The organism is Ammoniphilus soli, from assembly GCF_040813775.1.
The window spans coordinates 12,029-28,310 of record NZ_JBEGDL010000033.1 but is presented as its reverse complement, the minus strand read 5'-3'; the positions used below and the strand labels follow the sequence as shown (position 1 = coordinate 28,310).

Annotated in this window: 13 protein-coding genes, 2 tRNA genes and 1 pseudogene; 4 read left to right on the top strand and 12 right to left on the bottom strand. The window is 45.6% G+C overall.

Going from position 1 to position 16,282, the window contains the following annotated elements; all coding sequences use genetic code 11:
• Position 1: 1 nt before the first annotated feature.
• The 6 genes from ABLT31_RS31445 to ilvD all read right to left on the bottom strand — a co-directional run bounded on the left by ABLT31_RS31445 (position 2) and on the right by ilvD (position 6,909).
• Positions 2-652, bottom strand: coding sequence for a bifunctional 4-hydroxy-2-oxoglutarate aldolase/2-dehydro-3-deoxy-phosphogluconate aldolase (locus ABLT31_RS31445; protein ID WP_367759159.1), 651 nt, complete (start codon positions 650-652; stop codon positions 2-4).
• Positions 653-699: 47 nt separating this feature from the next.
• A complete protein-coding gene (locus ABLT31_RS31440) occupies positions 700-1,980 on the bottom strand; it encodes a TRAP transporter large permease (protein WP_367759157.1) in 1,281 nt (426 codons plus the stop codon).
• 2 nt (positions 1,981-1,982) lie between these two features.
• Positions 1,983-2,501 (bottom strand): TRAP transporter small permease, encoded by a 519-nt coding sequence (locus tag ABLT31_RS31435; protein ID WP_367759155.1) that lies wholly within the window; start codon positions 2,499-2,501, stop codon positions 1,983-1,985.
• A 69-nt stretch (positions 2,502-2,570) separates the two neighbouring features.
• The gene (locus ABLT31_RS31430; RefSeq protein WP_367759153.1) at positions 2,571-3,635 is read right to left on the bottom strand and encodes a TRAP transporter substrate-binding protein; all 1,065 of its coding nucleotides are present in this window, start codon (positions 3,633-3,635) and stop codon (positions 2,571-2,573) included.
• A gap of 22 nt (positions 3,636-3,657) precedes the next feature.
• Complete coding sequence (gntK, locus tag ABLT31_RS31425) at positions 3,658-5,211, bottom strand: gluconokinase (protein ID WP_367759152.1); 1,554 nt, start codon at positions 5,209-5,211, stop codon at positions 3,658-3,660.
• Between the two features lie 57 nt (positions 5,212-5,268).
• Positions 5,269-6,909: a dihydroxy-acid dehydratase gene (ilvD, locus tag ABLT31_RS31420; protein ID WP_367759150.1), complete on the bottom strand. Its 1,641-nt coding sequence runs from the start codon at positions 6,907-6,909 to the stop codon at positions 5,269-5,271.
• A gap of 343 nt (positions 6,910-7,252) precedes the next feature.
• Here ilvD and ABLT31_RS31415 point away from each other — a divergent pair, with 343 nt between their 5' ends.
• Entirely contained in the window at positions 7,253-8,278 is a 1,026-nt protein-coding gene (locus ABLT31_RS31415; protein ID WP_367759148.1) for a LacI family DNA-binding transcriptional regulator, read from the top strand.
• A gap of 83 nt (positions 8,279-8,361) precedes the next feature.
• Here ABLT31_RS31415 and ABLT31_RS31410 read toward each other — a convergent pair whose 3' ends face one another.
• Positions 8,362-9,768, bottom strand: a complete 1,407-nt coding sequence (locus ABLT31_RS31410) for an MDR family MFS transporter (protein WP_367759146.1) — start codon at positions 9,766-9,768, stop codon at positions 8,362-8,364.
• 154 nt (positions 9,769-9,922) lie between these two features.
• Between ABLT31_RS31410 and ABLT31_RS31405 the strand changes: the two genes are divergently transcribed.
• The gene (locus ABLT31_RS31405; protein WP_367759144.1) at positions 9,923-10,063 is read left to right on the top strand and encodes a hypothetical protein; all 141 of its coding nucleotides are present in this window, start codon (positions 9,923-9,925) and stop codon (positions 10,061-10,063) included.
• 119 nt (positions 10,064-10,182) lie between these two features.
• On the top strand, positions 10,183-10,401 hold the full coding sequence (locus ABLT31_RS31400) for a hypothetical protein (RefSeq protein WP_367759142.1): 219 nt from the start codon (positions 10,183-10,185) through the stop codon (positions 10,399-10,401).
• A 154-nt stretch (positions 10,402-10,555) separates the two neighbouring features.
• Here ABLT31_RS31400 and ABLT31_RS31395 read toward each other — a convergent pair.
• Together ABLT31_RS31395 and ABLT31_RS31390 are read right to left on the bottom strand one after the other, a co-directional pair.
• A tRNA-Arg gene (locus ABLT31_RS31395) sits at positions 10,556-10,632 on the bottom strand.
• A gap of 72 nt (positions 10,633-10,704) precedes the next feature.
• Positions 10,705-10,779 (bottom strand) — tRNA-Gln (locus ABLT31_RS31390).
• A 45-nt stretch (positions 10,780-10,824) separates the two neighbouring features.
• Here ABLT31_RS31390 and ABLT31_RS31385 point away from each other — a divergent pair.
• Positions 10,825-10,983, top strand: a complete 159-nt coding sequence (locus tag ABLT31_RS31385; protein WP_367759140.1) for a hypothetical protein — start codon at positions 10,825-10,827, stop codon at positions 10,981-10,983.
• Positions 10,984-11,489: 506 nt separating this feature from the next.
• Here the strand turns inward: ABLT31_RS31385 and ABLT31_RS31380 are convergent.
• From ABLT31_RS31380 to ABLT31_RS31370, 3 genes and pseudogenes are all read right to left on the bottom strand, one after another.
• Positions 11,490-13,526: pseudogene (locus ABLT31_RS31380) on the bottom strand (GH32 C-terminal domain-containing protein); the annotation flags it as partial.
• 197 nt (positions 13,527-13,723) lie between these two features.
• Complete coding sequence (locus ABLT31_RS31375; RefSeq protein WP_462976561.1) at positions 13,724-14,698, bottom strand: ABC transporter permease; 975 nt, start codon at positions 14,696-14,698, stop codon at positions 13,724-13,726.
• Entirely contained in the window at positions 14,695-16,242 is a 1,548-nt protein-coding gene (locus ABLT31_RS31370) for a sugar ABC transporter ATP-binding protein (protein ID WP_367759138.1), read from the bottom strand. The genes ABLT31_RS31375 and ABLT31_RS31370 overlap by 4 nt, the downstream gene beginning before the upstream one ends.
• Between the last annotated feature and the right edge of the window lie 40 nt (positions 16,243-16,282).

The following is a 16,282-nucleotide window of genomic DNA, read 5'->3' as shown; positions in this document are numbered from 1 at the left end:
TTTACTCTCCTCTTCTCGCTTTTTGAATTTCTGCAACCAATTGCTTCGCATAATCGCTTATTACGTCAAAGTTCCCTTCCGCAATGGCCTGCTTATTCAACAGCGATCCTCCAACTCCGACCGCTACAGCCCCGTTTTTGATGAACTGTCCAACGTTACTCACAGTGACCCCGCCCGTCGGCATCATCGGAATATGTCCCAGCGGACCCTGGAGTTCTTTGATATAATCGACACCTAATGAACGTCCGGGAAAAATCTTGAGCAAATCGGCCCCAGCTTGATAAGCCTTGACAATCTCCGTTGGCGTCATGACACCGGGAATGGAAATCTTCCCGTAACGGATGGTCAACTGAATCATTTCCGCATCCCAAATCGGGGAGAAAATAAAGTCAGATCCCGCATCAATCGCCGTTTTCGCCGTCTGGGCATCGAGAACGGTTCCCGCCCCTACAAGCACCCTTTTCCCATGGGCTTTTTTAATATCCCTAATCATTTCATAAACGCCCGGCGTATCCACGGTGATTTCCAAGGCCCCTACACCGCCTTCCACCAACGCCTCTGCAATGGAATGGATCTTTGAAGCGTCCGGCCTGCGAATCACCGCTACCAGTCCGGAATCCGTCAATCGCTGTAAATGCTGCCATTTCTCCACAAACTTCACCCCTTAATTTATACATCGTAAATATCTCAATTTCCAGTTTATCCAAAGAGTTTAGGAATCACCAGTGAAATCCAAGGGACAAAAACCATAACAAGCAATCCGAACACGAGGACGAGCACAAATGGGAATATGGCTTTGGCCACTCGTTCAATGGACAGTCCCGAAATACCGGAGGCAACAAACAGGTTGACTCCCAATGGCGGGGTCATCATTCCGATTTCCGCCCCGACGACTAGCAAAATTCCGAAATGAATCGGATCCACCCCAAGCTGGTTCAGGACAGGCAAGAACAGCGGAGCTAGAATGATAATGATGGATAAGGTCTCCATAAAGGTTCCTACGAAAAGAACCAGGGCAGTAATTAATAGCAATAATACATATTTGTTATCGGAGATGCCCATCATGGCATTGGCAAGCATGTTCGGAATCTGATGCATGGTAACCAGTTTTCCGAAGGCGGTTGCTGTCCCTAAAATAACCATGACTGACCCGGTAACCAAGGCCGAGGAGATCAGCGTTTTCGGAATCTGTTTCCAAGAAAGTTCACGATAAATGAATAATCCCACAACCAAGCCATATACGACAGCGATGACGGCCGATTCGGTCGGGGTAAAAATCCCGCTGTAAATTCCGCCTAAAATCAGGACGGGTGCAAATAACGCCCATTTAGCATCCCAAACGGCCTTCAGGAATCTGTTTAAATTGAAGCTTTGTCCTGTTCCGGTATAGCCGCGTCTTTTGGAGGTGAAATAGATCCACAAAATCATTAATAGAGCTAAAAAGAACCCAGGCACAAACCCAGCCAGAAACATGTCGCCGATCGATACTCCGCCCACAATACCGTAGATAATCATCGGAATGGACGGTGGAATCACAATACCCAAGCCTCCGCCGGAACCCGCTACCGCTGCAGCAAAATCCTTGCTGTAGCCTCTTTGCACCATCGCCGGAATCATGATGGATCCGATCGCCGCTACCGTTGCCGGACTGGAGCCGGAAATGGCGGCAAACAAGGCGCAGGCCAAAATGGTTACAATTCCAAAGCCCCCGGTTATATTCCCCATCGCTTCTTGGGCAACATTAATAATTCTTTTGGATAACCCCCCTGTTTCCATCAAGGCCCCTGCCAAAATAAAGTAAGGAACCGCCATCAAAGGGAAGGAATCCAAAGCGGTAAAAGATTGATGTGCGATGAATGCGATCGGTATTCCCCCTACCATCAAGGTGATCAGCGTTGAAATCCCGATGGCGAAAGCGATAGGAACACCCAGCAGCAAACTTCCTATAAGGGTTAACCCCATAACCAAAGGTGCCGACATCATTAACCCTCCTCAATCGCTCTACGCAATTTTTCCTCATCTGTCAGCTCATCTTCGCCTCGGAAGCGAGCGACAATTCCCTGCAGGACACGGAACGCAATCAATACAAATCCGAACGGAATAATCATATAAATCCAGCCCATGGGCAATTGTACCGCTGGGGAAAGCTGGCCATGTCCCATGATCAGCATAGCCACGTTATATCCCTGAAAAGCGACTAACAAGGCAAATCCGATCCATAATAAATCAGACAAGAGTCCGGCCCACTTGGAAATGCCGCGGGGGAGAAACTGGTCAATCAACTCCACGCGGATGTGCCGGCGATGCTTGGCTGCCATGGCCGCAGATATGTAGACCAGCCATATAAAGAAAAAACGGGAGATCTCTTCCGTCCAACCCAGCGACAGGTTAAACACAAATCGCGACAGGACTTGCGTGAAAGTAAGGATAACCATTGCGGCAAATAGAATGACACAAATCGTCTCTTCAAAATATCGATCGATTTTCCGGATCAGCGACATTGCGATTCCTCCCTTCTTTTGATAAAGCGGGAAACAGATGCTTGCCCATCTGTTCCCTTAACACGTTGCCTATTTGCTGGCTGCTTCTACTGCAGCTTTTACTTTATCGATCGTTTCTTTGCCGATCTTGTCTGCAAACTGCTCAATCACAGGATCGGTAACGACTTTCATGGCTTCACGGGCTTCCGGAGTTACTTCCGTTACCGTCATTCCTGCAGTCTTCAGATCTTCCAGGTACTTTTTGTTTGCCTCGCGGACAAGCTGGCGCTCATGATCCCCTGCTTCCTTGGCTGCCTTTTTCATGATTTCTTGCTGCTCAGGGGTAGATTCATCCCAGAATTTCTTGCTTAACAGCATAACGAAAGGACTGTATACATGGTGTGTGGTGGAAACGAATTTTTGCACCTCATTGAACTTTTGCAAATAAATAGTCGCTATAGGGTTTTCCTGGCCATCTACCGTTCCCTGCTGCATGGCAGTGAACAATTCACTGAATGCCATTGGCGTCGGGTTAGCTCCCAAGGCTTTAAACGCTGCCAAATGAAGCTGATTTTCCATCGTCCGAATCTTCAAATCCTTGAAATCGGCCGCAGAAGCGACGGCACGCGCATTATTAGTCAAGTCGCGGAATCCGTTTTCCCAATAAGCCAGTCCAACCATGCCTTGTGCCGGAAGCTTATCAAGCAGTTGCTGGGCAATTTCGCTTTCTAGCAATACCTTGTCCGCTACTTGTTCGTTCGGGAACAGGAACGGGATATCAAATACGGAGTATTCGGGTACAAAGTTAGCGATAGGTGCCGTTGATGGAATCGTCATTTCTTGTGTACCTAACTGAAGAGCTTCCATCATCGTGCGGTCATCGCCCAACTGTCCGCTGTGATACGTTTCAACCTTAATCGCGCCGTTTGTTTCTTTCTCAACAATCTCCTTGAATTTCAATAATCCGATATATTGCGGATGCTGGTCATTCAATCCGATCCCAGCACGTATAATGCGCTGTTTTCCTTCGGCCGGAGCATCGGCCTGTGTTCCTTCTTTAGAAGGTGCAGATCCAGTCTGCTGACCGCCTCCACATCCTACAAGAGTTACGGCCATTAGAGACGCGGCTAAAAATCCAGTCAAAAACTTTTTCATCAAATAGTCCTCCCTTTTCTTTTTAAAATATTGGCGAATGACTCCTGCTTTGAAGTTCAGAAATAATGTCAAATTCGCCTTTCAGTTTATGGTAAAGCCGATCATACATGTTGTAGAGCTCCAAGTAAGTTTCTGTATTTTGAAGGTTGGGCTGTTGGCAGTGGCTAATCGTAATCCAATCCTTTATCTGCTCCAGATCATCTATTTCGCCAATCGCATACAGGGCCAAAGCTGCAGCTCCGAGCGAGGAAGCTTCATGGCTTTCAGGGACCAAGACTTCCCGACCCATCATATCGGCAAGGATTTGCCGCCAAACGGCTGATCTGGCAAATCCGCCGGATGCCCGGATATCGACAGCTTGGCCAGCCAAATCGTGCAAAGCAACACCAACTGTAAATACACTTAGAATGACACCTTCTAAAACCGCACGAATAAAATGCTCCCGTTTATGGTGAAGGCTGATGCCGAAAAACAGCCCTCGTGCATTCGCATTCCAGTAGGGGGCACGCTCTCCCGAAAGAAAGGGAAGGAATAAAAGCCCTTCGGAGCCGGCCGGTACTTTTTCTGCATATTCAATCATGATTTCATATGGATCTTTGCCCAGCCGCTTGGCCACTTCAATTTCTGGCGCAGCAAACTCATCCTTGAGCCAACGCAGTATCATTCCCCCGTTGTTGGTCGGCCCGCCTATTACCCAATGCCGATCGGTCAAGGCATAACAGAAGGTACGTCCTTTCTCATCGGTTCTCGGCCGATCAATCACCGTCCTGATCGCGCCGCTCGTCCCGATTGTCACCGCCGTTTCACCAGGGCCAATCGCTCCAACTCCCAGGTTCGCCAAAACCCCGTCACTTGCTCCAACGACAAAGGGGGTATCCGGATGAATCCCCATTTTAATCGCCATATCCTGATCCATATCGGAAAGGATATAGGTTGTGGGGACAGGGTGAGAGAGTTGGTCTCTGTTTATTCCTAAAAGCCCCAAAACCTCTTCATCCCAATCAAGTGCTTCCAAATTAAAAAGTCCAGTTGCAGAGGCGATCGAATAATCTACGACATACTGTCCAAATAATCGATGCAGGACAAACTCCTTGATCGATACAAACTTGGCTGACCTGGAGAAGGTTTCAGGATCCTCCTCCTTCATCCAAAGCAGCTTGGATAAAGGGGACATCGGATGAATAGGCGTACCTGTACGCCTATAGAATTGGTGTCCCGAGTACTCATTTAAAATCCAATTGGATTGCTTGACGCTGCGATTATCCGCCCAGATAATGCTCCTCGTGAGAAGTTCTCCACTGGCATCCAATGCGATCAGCGAATGCATGGCTGTACTCATGCCGATGGCCTGCAAATCCTTGGGAGCTGCTTTCGCCTTTAGCATGACGTGTCGCACGCTCTCCACAACGGCCTCTAAAATCCGGTTCGGATCTTGTTCCGCCCATGATGGCTGCGGGTGAATCAAAGGGTAATCGACAGAATGGACTGCCCGTATCCGCCCTCTCGGTCCAAAAGCGACCGCTTTCGTACTAGTCGTTCCTATATCCAGTCCGATCACAACTTGCTGTTCTCTCATGATTCCCCCCCACCTTTTTTGGGTAATCCATAGGATGTAATGCTTTTTTCTTTCCCGTTACTCCTTTATCATCCGTGTGGCTCCAAAAGCTGCAGAGGCTGTACTATTGGCATAAAGGCGGAGAAACTTGCTCGCTTCGCGTTTCAATTGTTCCAATTCCCCGGCACGCTCGGCCAATTCTGCTTCGGACACTTGCAACGCCAAGGTGCGGGACGGAATATCGATGTGGATGGGATCCCCATCTCTGACAAAAGCGATGGTACCCCCTTCAGCTGCTTCGGGGCTCAGATAGCCAATGGACAGCCCTGCACTCGCTCCCGAAAAGCGTCCGTCGGTAATGAGCGCCACTCGCTTGAATTTGCTGAGAACTTCCGTACAGCGGTGCAATTCCCGCATGCCAGGTCCGCCTTTAGGACCTTCATAACGAATGACGACAACATCCCCTTCTTGAATCAGACCGTTTTCATAAGCATCGACAAAATCCTCTTCCGCATTAAAGACCTTGGCCGGACCGGTTAAGGTTCGCAGCTCGTGCGGCACGGCGGATTGTTTGATTAAGGCTCCATCCACAGCAAGATTACCCTTTAGTACTGCAATTCCACCCTCTTGGTCAATCGGCTTTTCCAGGTGATGAATAATCTCCCGATCCAAGACATCGTGTCCCGCGATGTTCTCGCCCACTGTCTTGCCCGTTACTGTCCAAGCATCCAAATGGAGCAAAGAACGAAGCTCCTGCATCAAGGCAGGCATCCCTCCCGCACGTTGCAGATCGTTGGTCGTATATTCATTATTGTTAGGCGTTACACCCGCTAAGAAAGGAACCCTTCGGCTGATTTGATCGAACAGATCCATCGGCAGATCAATTCCCAGTTCTTGCGCTACAGCGGGTAAATGAAGGCAGGCATTCAGGGACCCGCCCATGGCTAGAAGAACGGAAATCGCATTCTCAAACGCTTTCAAATTCATGATTTGCTCTGGTGTTATCCCTTGCTTAACGAGTGTTACTACCTGACGCCCCGCTTCTTCCGCAGCCATCAGCTGTTCGTCTGAAAGAGCTTGCATCCATGAAGTTCCAGGAAGTGCCATCCCTAGGGTTTCAGAAAGACCCTGCATTGTGTTAGCTGTACCGAGGAAAGGACAGGCACCTGGGCCAGGGTAATACTGATTGGTGATTTTGACTAGTCCTTCTTCATCCAGCTTCCCATCCAGAAAGTCCCGTCGGGCCGCTTTGGACTCCTTAGGCTTGATATGATTTGGCATCACGCCTCCCAAAACAACCAGGCTGGGTATATTGATTCGCGCAGCGGCCATCAGCATGCCCGGTACGATTTTGTCGCAAGAACTCAATACAACCATTCCATCAAAAATTCCGTGTCCGTTAACCATAATTTCCACGCTATCTGCGATGGTCTCCCGGCTCGGCAAGGAGTATTTCATTCCCTGATGGCCCTGGGCAATCCCGTCACAAACGGCTATCGTATTGAATTCCAGCGCAACGCCGCCTGCAGCCTCAATCCCTGCTTTCACTCGGTCAGCCAACTGACGGAGATGAACATGTCCCGGCACGACTTCATTCCACGAATTGGCGACTGCAATCACTGGCTTGTCCAGTTGTTTGTAATCAATCCCGCACGAACATAGGTGCGACTTCAAAATGGCGCGGGTAAAAGGCGAAATTTCAGAGATACGGTTATTCATATCCAATCCTCTCCCATTCTCAATGTTAGATGAGACAAAATTTTAGCGCTTTCATATACGGGATTATGTAAGTTCACAGCTGAAATTTCCCAGTTGCCTTCTTATCTCAATCTTATCGGTCTTCTTGTAAAACGTTTTTCGAAAACGTTTTACGAAAACGATTTACTAGTATCCTATCACGTAATAAAATACATGACAAGAGGATTTTTTATATTTTTATTTTCCCGGCGATAGCATTTCGATTTGACTTTTAATGTTATATAATAAATTAAGATAAGATATCGTTTACATATTGTTCCTTTATCTTTTTGCTCTAGTAATAATAGCTATTAGGAGTAACTTAATGAATAGACGTCAACGGATAACCATTAAAGATGTGGCTCGTGAATCGGGAGTCTCCATTACCACTGTATCCCGTTATTTAAATCAAAACTATGAATCTATGGGTGAAGAAACCAGGGCAAGAATTAAGGAGGTCATTCACTCCCTTGGATATCAGCCAAATAAGCTTGCTCAAGGGTTGAAGGGATCTAGCCGCAGCATTGGAGTCGTGGTGGTTAATATTAGCTATCCATTTTGTGTTTCCGTAATTCGTTCCGTTTCGAAAATTCTTAGTGACGCCGGCTACAATCTTATGGTATGTGAAACAGGCGGCGAAAAAAAACGGGAAGAAACGATGATACGATCTTTGATTGCGCAAAACATTGGCGGACTCATCATACAAACGAATGGGGCGAACAATGCTTTACTTGAAGAGATCGCCCGTACCATTCCTGTCGTGCTCATTGACCGCGAGTTTCCCATTCCCCAGGTTATTAACGTTGTAACCAATAATCACGAGGCTTCAAAAAACCTTACTTCTGCACTATTTCAGGAAGGATACCAACGAGTTCTGTTCGTAACAGAGCCGTTGTCCGGCATTAGCACTCGGATCGAAAGGCTGAACGGTTATACGAAAGCCTGTGAACAATTTCAAAAGGAATCCTGTGTAGTTTGGATTGATCGCGAAAACACGTCAACTTTGCAGTCAGTCGTTGCATTATTGCCTAGTAGCCCAGTAACCGATCCTTTTGCTGTCTATACAGCCAATGGACTTATCATGCTGGATCTTTACCCTTTTCTGAAAGAAACCCATTTCGCTTCGCCCAGCCCTATGGGTCTTGCCACCTTCGATGAACCTGATTGGGCAAAGCTAACCACACCCTACTTAACTTGTGTTCGTCAGCCCACTGATGAAATCGGGCAGTATGCTGCCAAAGCCATCCTTGATCATATCAAAAACACTGGAACTCTAAACCATCATGTTGAGGTAATCCCTTCCACCGTGATCGTCTCCGATTCTTCACGGATTAAAAATTTTAATGAATAGGAAAAAAGATTTGAAGAATAGAAAAAGTTTACCGTTTGTATCCGGTAAACTTTTTTCTGCTTACGTCTTTAAATAAGTTCTCTCTATGAGACTTTCTTTTGATTCAGTTCAGCCTGTTGGGATGGAATCCAGAAGGTAGTGATGAAGCCTGCGATCGCTAATAGAGCTAGAATAAGAAATACGTTATGCAATCCATTGGCAAGAATTTCAGGCGGAACAGGGCTTCCTGACTCCGTAAATTCTCCTATATGTTGATTTAGGAAAGTGCCTAAAACCGCAATTCCAAGGGTTTGCCCTAACACTCGCAGAAAAGTATTGGTCGAAGTGGCTACTCCCCGCATATTCCATTCGACGCTCGATTGGACAATAACCATAAACACCGTCATAGATAAGCCAAATCCGAGTCCCATGACAAACATCACGACAATCAGAAACCAATTCGGTGTAGATTGACTGATCATAGTTAAAGCTATCGAACCCAGAGTAATGAGAAACATTCCTATAAGAGAAAGTGGCCTAGACCCCATACGAACCATCCATCTTCCGCAAAGCATGGCACCAATCGGCCAACCAATGGACATAGGAGTCAGCGTGAGCCCAGAAGAAGTAGCTCCCATTTGAAGCACTCCTTGAATCCATAACGGAAGATAGGCGGTCAAGCCAATAAGGATCCCGCTTACCAAAAAGCTTGAAAGGTTAGAAACAGCTAGATCTCGGATTCGCAATAAGCCGATGGGAAGCATCGGTTCGGGATGCTTGAGTTGAATCCGTACAAAAAGGCTAAGAAACATAACCGATATGGCAAAAAGGGCATACATGCTTGCGGAGTTCCATGGGATATCCGTCCCGCCCGTTAGCAGAGCAAACAGCAGGGCGGTTGTTCCGATAGTAAAAGTGAAGGCTCCTCCGTAATCGATCTTACGATCTCGGTTTTGCCCTTGTTCTTTGAAATATTTAGAAATCAGAAACATGGAGATAACGCCAAAGGGAATATTGATGAAAAAAATCCAATGCCAGCTCATATAATCGACAAAAAATCCGCCAACCAAGGGTCCAAAAATACCTGCGATTCCCCACATGGAGCTGATAAGTCCTTGTACTTTGGCACGCTGTTCAAAGCTGAAAACATCTCCGATAATAGTGAATGTGACGGGCATGAGAGCTCCTGCACCAACCCCTTGAATCGCACGGTACACAATAAGTTGTTCCATACTTTGGGAAAGGCCGCAAAGGATTGAGCCTATCAGAAACAGAGTAACACCCGTCATAAATATCACTTTTCTGCCAAACAGGTCTGCTAGCTTGCCAAAGATTGGGGTTGATACCGCCGAGGTTAAAAGATAAACGGCAAAAACCCAACTGATCAGCTCCAACCCCCCCAACCTATCCACGATGACAGGCATCGCCGTACTTACAATGGTGACTTCAATCGCAGATAGAAAAGTTGCAATGAGCAGTGCTGTGATTATTTTTCGTTGATAAGTATTCATGATTTCAACCTTTCTTGCCAAGTAGTTTTTGCACCTCTATACTATATAACATTCGCTAAAAATCTAACTACTATATTGGTCAAAAGTTGCTCATTAGTTTCTCGATGGATAGGAAACAATAAGGAAGCAATAAAACTTCCGAGGAGTGATAACCATGACGAATAAAAAAAGTTTAAAGGGTCAGGCTCCGCTAGATGCCAACCCAATCGATCTAGCATTTGTTCCAAAAGAGAATGAAACCGAACCTAAATTTCGCGTTAACGAGCCCACAGGCAAACAAAATAAATCGAGATAAGTTTTTCATCACCAAGATCTACTTTTGCCCACTCGAAAAATATTCACGGAATATTCACCACATTAACTAACCGTTATGAATTATACTAAGATTACGAAAAACGAATAAGGGGCGAAAGTATGAGTACCTGTGATCTTTTAAGCGACGGAAAATTCTTTGATTGGCAGTTTAGTATCTGCACCACTTATTTTGAAGTCCGAAATGCATATTTACTTAACACTACTCAAATAATGGAACTGGAAAACGCGACATCTGATGAAAAAATGGATCTTCTTTCCGTTATAGACGCCATTTACAGTGATTACGAAAAAAAATTCAAGGACATACCTGCGAATTAGAACGCACATAAGGCGCTACCTCTGCTTAATTGGGGTAGCGCCTTATTTCTGTTCCAACGATTTTGTCTCTAAGAAGTGCGGCGGATATCAAAAAAGACAGGGCCCACAGGATCCTGTCTAATCTTTATGTATGTTAGAGCATTGCATATTACAATGGCGTGCCCGGAGAGACTCGAACTCCCAACCTTCTGATTCGTAGTCAGACACTCTATCCGATTGAGCTACGGGCACATTTTATATTTAAACTTCTCTGATGAAGGAAAGCGGAATGTATGGTTCATACCACTACTTCTTAAGAAAGTTTGGCTGGCCCGCCTGGATTCGAACCAGGGCATGACGGAGTCAAAGTCCGTTGCCTTACCGCTTGGCTACGGGCCATTCGCTTTGGATTATTAGGATAACCTGTGTTAAAGAAAATTATACATGGTGCCGGCACTTGACTTTAACTTAATTGGATTAAACAAAGTACTATTCCATACGAAACAAGGAACAGTCATGATGAACTGCTCCGAATTTAACGGTTTTTCGCTCTTAAACATTATTGCCCGATTGTTAAGAAACGAAAAAACGGCCGCCGTGTAAAGCAACCGTATAAATTATGCCTCTAACCGTCATTTTAACTCTTGAACAGGAACATTGACATCATCGAGATTAATATGACCGAAATCACCTGTTGCGTTGTCCACTACTTTTATATAGCATTCTGTTCCGACGAATGCTGAGGCATCCCAGCATTTCCTGGTATAGGTTTCAGTGTTTGCGCCTGTTTCTTTAAAAAGTTCCTCACCATCTGATGCCCTTACTAAGGCTACATAAAGCCCGTTGATGTTATTCCCTCCAGCAACAAGAAGGTTAATCCGTCCATCTCCTCCAACCACAAAGTTTTGCGACTTGAGTATGCCTGTTTGATCATCTCCTCCTTCTTTGAATCCCCAGAGATGATACTTACCGCTTGGATGAAATGGGCCGCCCCAAAAGATGGTGTCTGTTGCTACATCACCATTGCCAAAAGCGTTTCCATCAACAACCGACCATCCTTCCAAGTCACCCGTTTCAAAATCATGATTCGGCAATTCAAGCCTTGTAACCTGCTGCGTAACGTTCTGGAATGTTGCTGTAGCATCCCAAGCATTCAAGCCGAATTTTCCGGAGGTGAAAGTAGAATCATTGGCATCAATGATCAAACGGCCATCCAAATAAATTTTAAAGTGATTTCCGTCAGCGACCACTTTAAGATGATAAATCTTATTTACATCTATTGGAGTTGGGTATTCGGCAATCACCGTAGCCAAACCGTTCTCAAATTTAAAGAATTTCACTACATCGTTTTTAGCATCTACATTAGCAAGGTAACTGTTATTGGCATCCTTATTGGACCGAAATACAAGAGCTCCCGCCCCTCTTGCATTTCCATCTTTGATGGATATGTCGGATTCATAAGTGAAATCATTTCCGAATTGGGAAGACAAAATGAAAGAATCGCCATCAGAGCGTCCTTGTTTTCCTTCAATGGTGTCTGCCCACGTCCCATTCACTGTCGTCCAACCGTTCAGATTGGATTGCAAAGGGGACTGTTCCCATACCTTATTTACATGATGAACGGTAAGAGCGTTTATTGTTACACTTCCATTTAAAGCATATACCTCAAGATCTTGGCTGGATAAATCCGGAAGAATGATATCCGTGATCACCTTCTGTCCGTCGTTTCCAAATACTTCGACGGAAGAGCGGTCAACAAAAATGCGCATCTTCACTTTTCCATTGACAGGAAGCAACGGAGCACTATGTTTCCCGTTGTTAAAGCCGGAATGAAAGGTGATATTGCCGGATTGGCTTCGGTCGACAAACAGTTCGGAGAGGTTTTTGTCATAACCGATCGTCGTATATTGATTTCCTCCTTTCCGAACCTTAAAACCGAATTCAGTAGCTTGAGAGGTGTCCGCTTGGAATTCTGCATTGATTTCGAGAGTACCTCCAGATATACCTGACAACAAATTGCCACCTGTAATCGATATTTCCTTATTTGTCCACTCGTGAGAAACTCCTCGTATGGATTGCAACTCCATCACCGGGGTTTGAATGACTCTTACTCCTTCCGGCAGCGTCTTCAATTCTAGTTTTCTGGGAATAGACATGGCACTTCTCCATGGGTTTGTAGGAACATCGTTGGCATATTGCCAATTGCTCATCCAGCCTAACCAAAGCCGCCGTCCGTCTGAAGAAGGAATGTCAGACCATGAAACAGCCGCATAGAAGTCTTTGCCGTAATCTGTCCAGAGAACTTGGCTCGGATCATTTTCATTCACAAAAGCCGTTCCATCAAAGCTTCCCACAAAGTACTGCATACCTGATCCTCCGGAAACAGCTCCGTTTCCTAAGCTGACTTGCATCACCCATTTCTTTTGATTCGGATTGCCGTCCACAGGAAGTTCAAATAAATCCGGACATTCCCACACTCCTCCATGGCTTCCATGACCTTGCCCAAATTCACTTGCATATGTCCATTGCTTCAGGTCAGGAGATGTATATATTTTTATCCTGTCACCGGCCGCAAGCACCATTACCCACTTATTTGTCTCTTCGTGCCAAAACACTTTCGGGTCGCGAAAATCCTTGATTCCCGGGTTCGGAAGGATGGGATTGCCGGAGTGCTTCGTCCATGTTCTGCCTTTATCGTTGCTATAGGCAATGCTTTGCGCTTGAATCCCTTCCTTATCTTGCGTATAGATGGCAACAAGCGGTTTCTCGCTCCCCGTCTGAAACCCGCTCGTATTGTTCCAATCCACTACTGCACTGCCGGAAAAAATCATGCCATGATCATCTGGAGCCAAGGCAATGGGGAGGTGTTCCCAGTGAACCAAATCCTTGCTGACGGCATGACCCCAATGCATGGGGCCCCATTGCAGACCATATGGATAATATTGAAAGAATAGGTGATATTCCCCTGCATAATATACCATTCCGTTCGGATCATTCATCCAGTTTGCTTCAGGCGTAAAATGATATTGAGGCCGATGATCTTCATTGTAGTAGCTGGAATCGACTGCATAAACCGGCAAAGACATGGATAGCAACAGTATAAAGATGGTTCCGATTTGTATCCATTTCCCCTCTATTTTCTGCATTCCCCTACCCTCTTTCATTCCTGGCTGATAGTGATGGAAACTTTGGGTTGTCCGCGGTACAGCGTTTAAACATAGGCCTGTTTTAGAATGCTTCCTGCAAAAAAACGCTTGCTAAATTCTACTCCAAAAGCAAAGTGCTGTTGTTGTTGTATGAGATAGCTGGCGGTTTTTCACATGTTTCATTTGATAGTCTAGTATTATTTCGTACGAAGCCGGTCTAAAAGAACAGCAAGAATAATGACTCCCCCCTTTATGACAAGCTGCCAATAATAGTTGACATCCAGCAAAGTAAGGCCGTTGCTGAGCACTCCCATGATCAATGCCCCGATTATCGTTCCTTGAATGGTTCCAACCCCGCCGGTAAAGCTTGTGCCGCCAAGGATCACGGCAGCGATGGCATCAAGTTCGAATCCGACACCGGCCGTCGGCTGTCCGGAATACAATCGGCCTGCAAGAACGACTCCAGCAAGTCCTGACAATAGGCCGCTTATCATATATACCTTTATTAGGGTTGCCCCTACCTTTATCCCGGTAAGACTAGCTGCTTCTTCATTTCCTCCGATCGCATAGACATGTCGGCCAAACATGGTATATTTCAAAACAAAGAAAGCTGCTACATAAACAAGCGTCATAATAAAAACAGGTGTAGGAATAGCCAGCACAGTGCCGGAACCGAAGAATTTAAATAACGGATCCGTTAATACAATCGGATACCCCGCACTTAATACATAAGCAATTCCCCGAATGTACGTAAAGCTTCCTAACGTAACGATAAAGGCTGGAAGTTTTGCTTTAGCCGTTAAGTAACCGTTGATATACCCAGCCATCATTCCCGCTGCAACTCCGACAGCCATGGCGGCAATAGCATTTACCCCTTGTTGGGAAAGCATGACAGATATAACACCTGATAAAGCTACAGTAGATCCTACAGATAAGTCGATCCCGCCTGTCAGGATAACAAACGTCATCCCGGCAGCTAAGATAGAGATGATAGAAATTTGTTTCAATACGTTCAGAAGATTGTTAACCTCTAAGAAATTGGGTGTAAGAAACGAGAGGACGACACACATCAGAAAAAGGATAATCATCGTGCTGTAACGGTTCCATAATTCCTTCACGTTCGCTTTTTTCTTTAGATGCTTTAGCTGCAAGGTATGTGCTTCTGTTCTCATGCTATCCCCCCCGTCGCATAATACATAATCTTTTCCTGATTCGCTTCGTCTTTTGACAAGTCCGCTTTTATCTTTCCTTCATGCATTACGAGAACCCGGTCACAGACGCTTAATATTTCCGGAAGCTCAGAAGAAATCATGAGGATAGCCATTCCCGCTTTGGCCAGCTCATCAATGATTTTATAAATTTCCGCTTTCGCGCCTATATCCACTCCTCGAGTCGGCTCATCCAAAAGCAATATCTTGGGTTGAATCAGTAGCCATTTTGCAAGAACAACCTTTTGCTGATTTCCGCCGCTAAGATTCAGTACCTTTTGTTCAGGAGAGGAAGCCTTAATGCCCAGTTTTTTAATATAGTTTTCTGCATCTTGATGGATAGCACTCCAATTCAAAACACCTGACTTTTGATACTTCTGCAGCATCGTCATCCCAATGTTCTCTTTTACGGATAAATGAAGAAACAAGCCTTGCTCTTTTCTGCTTTCGGGTACTAGGGAAATTCCGTTTTTAATCGCATCTCGGTGGGAAGAAATGTCCACTTTCTCCCCGTGAATCCACACCTCGCCTGTTTTTTGGGTGGAGGACCCGAAAATGGTACGGACCAGCTCTGTTCTTCCCGCACCTACCAAGCCCGCAAGCCCGACCACTTCTCCCGGATACACTTGCAGCGAGACACCTTTAACGGCCTTATGGTCGGATAATTCCTTTAATTCAAGTGCCGGAACGTTTCTTTTTAAAGATACATTCATATTCTGCTTCCTTTGAAAAATATCTTTCGGTTCACGTCCCACCATTAATTTGACAAGGTGATCCGGGTTTGTTTGGTGAATCGGCAGACTGCTTACCCACTGTCCGTCTCGAAATACCGTACAGCGATCGGAAATTTTAAAGATTTCATCCATCCTGTGGGAGATATAAACGATGGCAACACCTTGTTTCTTCAAGTCGCCTATAAGCAGAAACAGCTTATCGATTTCTTTATCCGTAAGCGTTGCCGTCGGTTCATCCATGATTAAAACTTCAGCCTTAAAAGACAATGCGCGGGCGATTTCAACCATTTGCTGCTCGGCAACGCTTAAAGAAGAGACAAGCGTTTTCGAATGTAAATTTGAGCCGATAGATTGCAGAACTTCTGTTGCTTTCTCATGAACTTCTTTCCACTTGACCATGCCCAGTCTGTTTCTGGGCAACTCTGTCCCCATGTAAATGTTTTCAGCAATCGTCAAATTAGGAGAAAGCTTCAATTCCTGATGGACGATACTGATTCCATTCACTTTTGCTTCTAAAGGGCTTTTCCATACCACGTGTTTATTTTTGTATTCGATGGTTCCGGCATCCGGTTTGTACACGCCGGATAATATTTTCATTAGCGTTGATTTGCCTGCACCATTTTCCCCCATCAATGCATGAACTTCCCCTCTATGAAGTTCAAGCTCTACATGATCAAGGGCTTTCACTCCCGGAAATTCTTTACTTATCCCCGTCATTTTAAGAATAGGAGTATTTTCACGCTGTGAATCATTCCTATTTATAGAATACTGCACAAATACTCCTCCTTTTTCACGCAATACCATAGATTAGGGC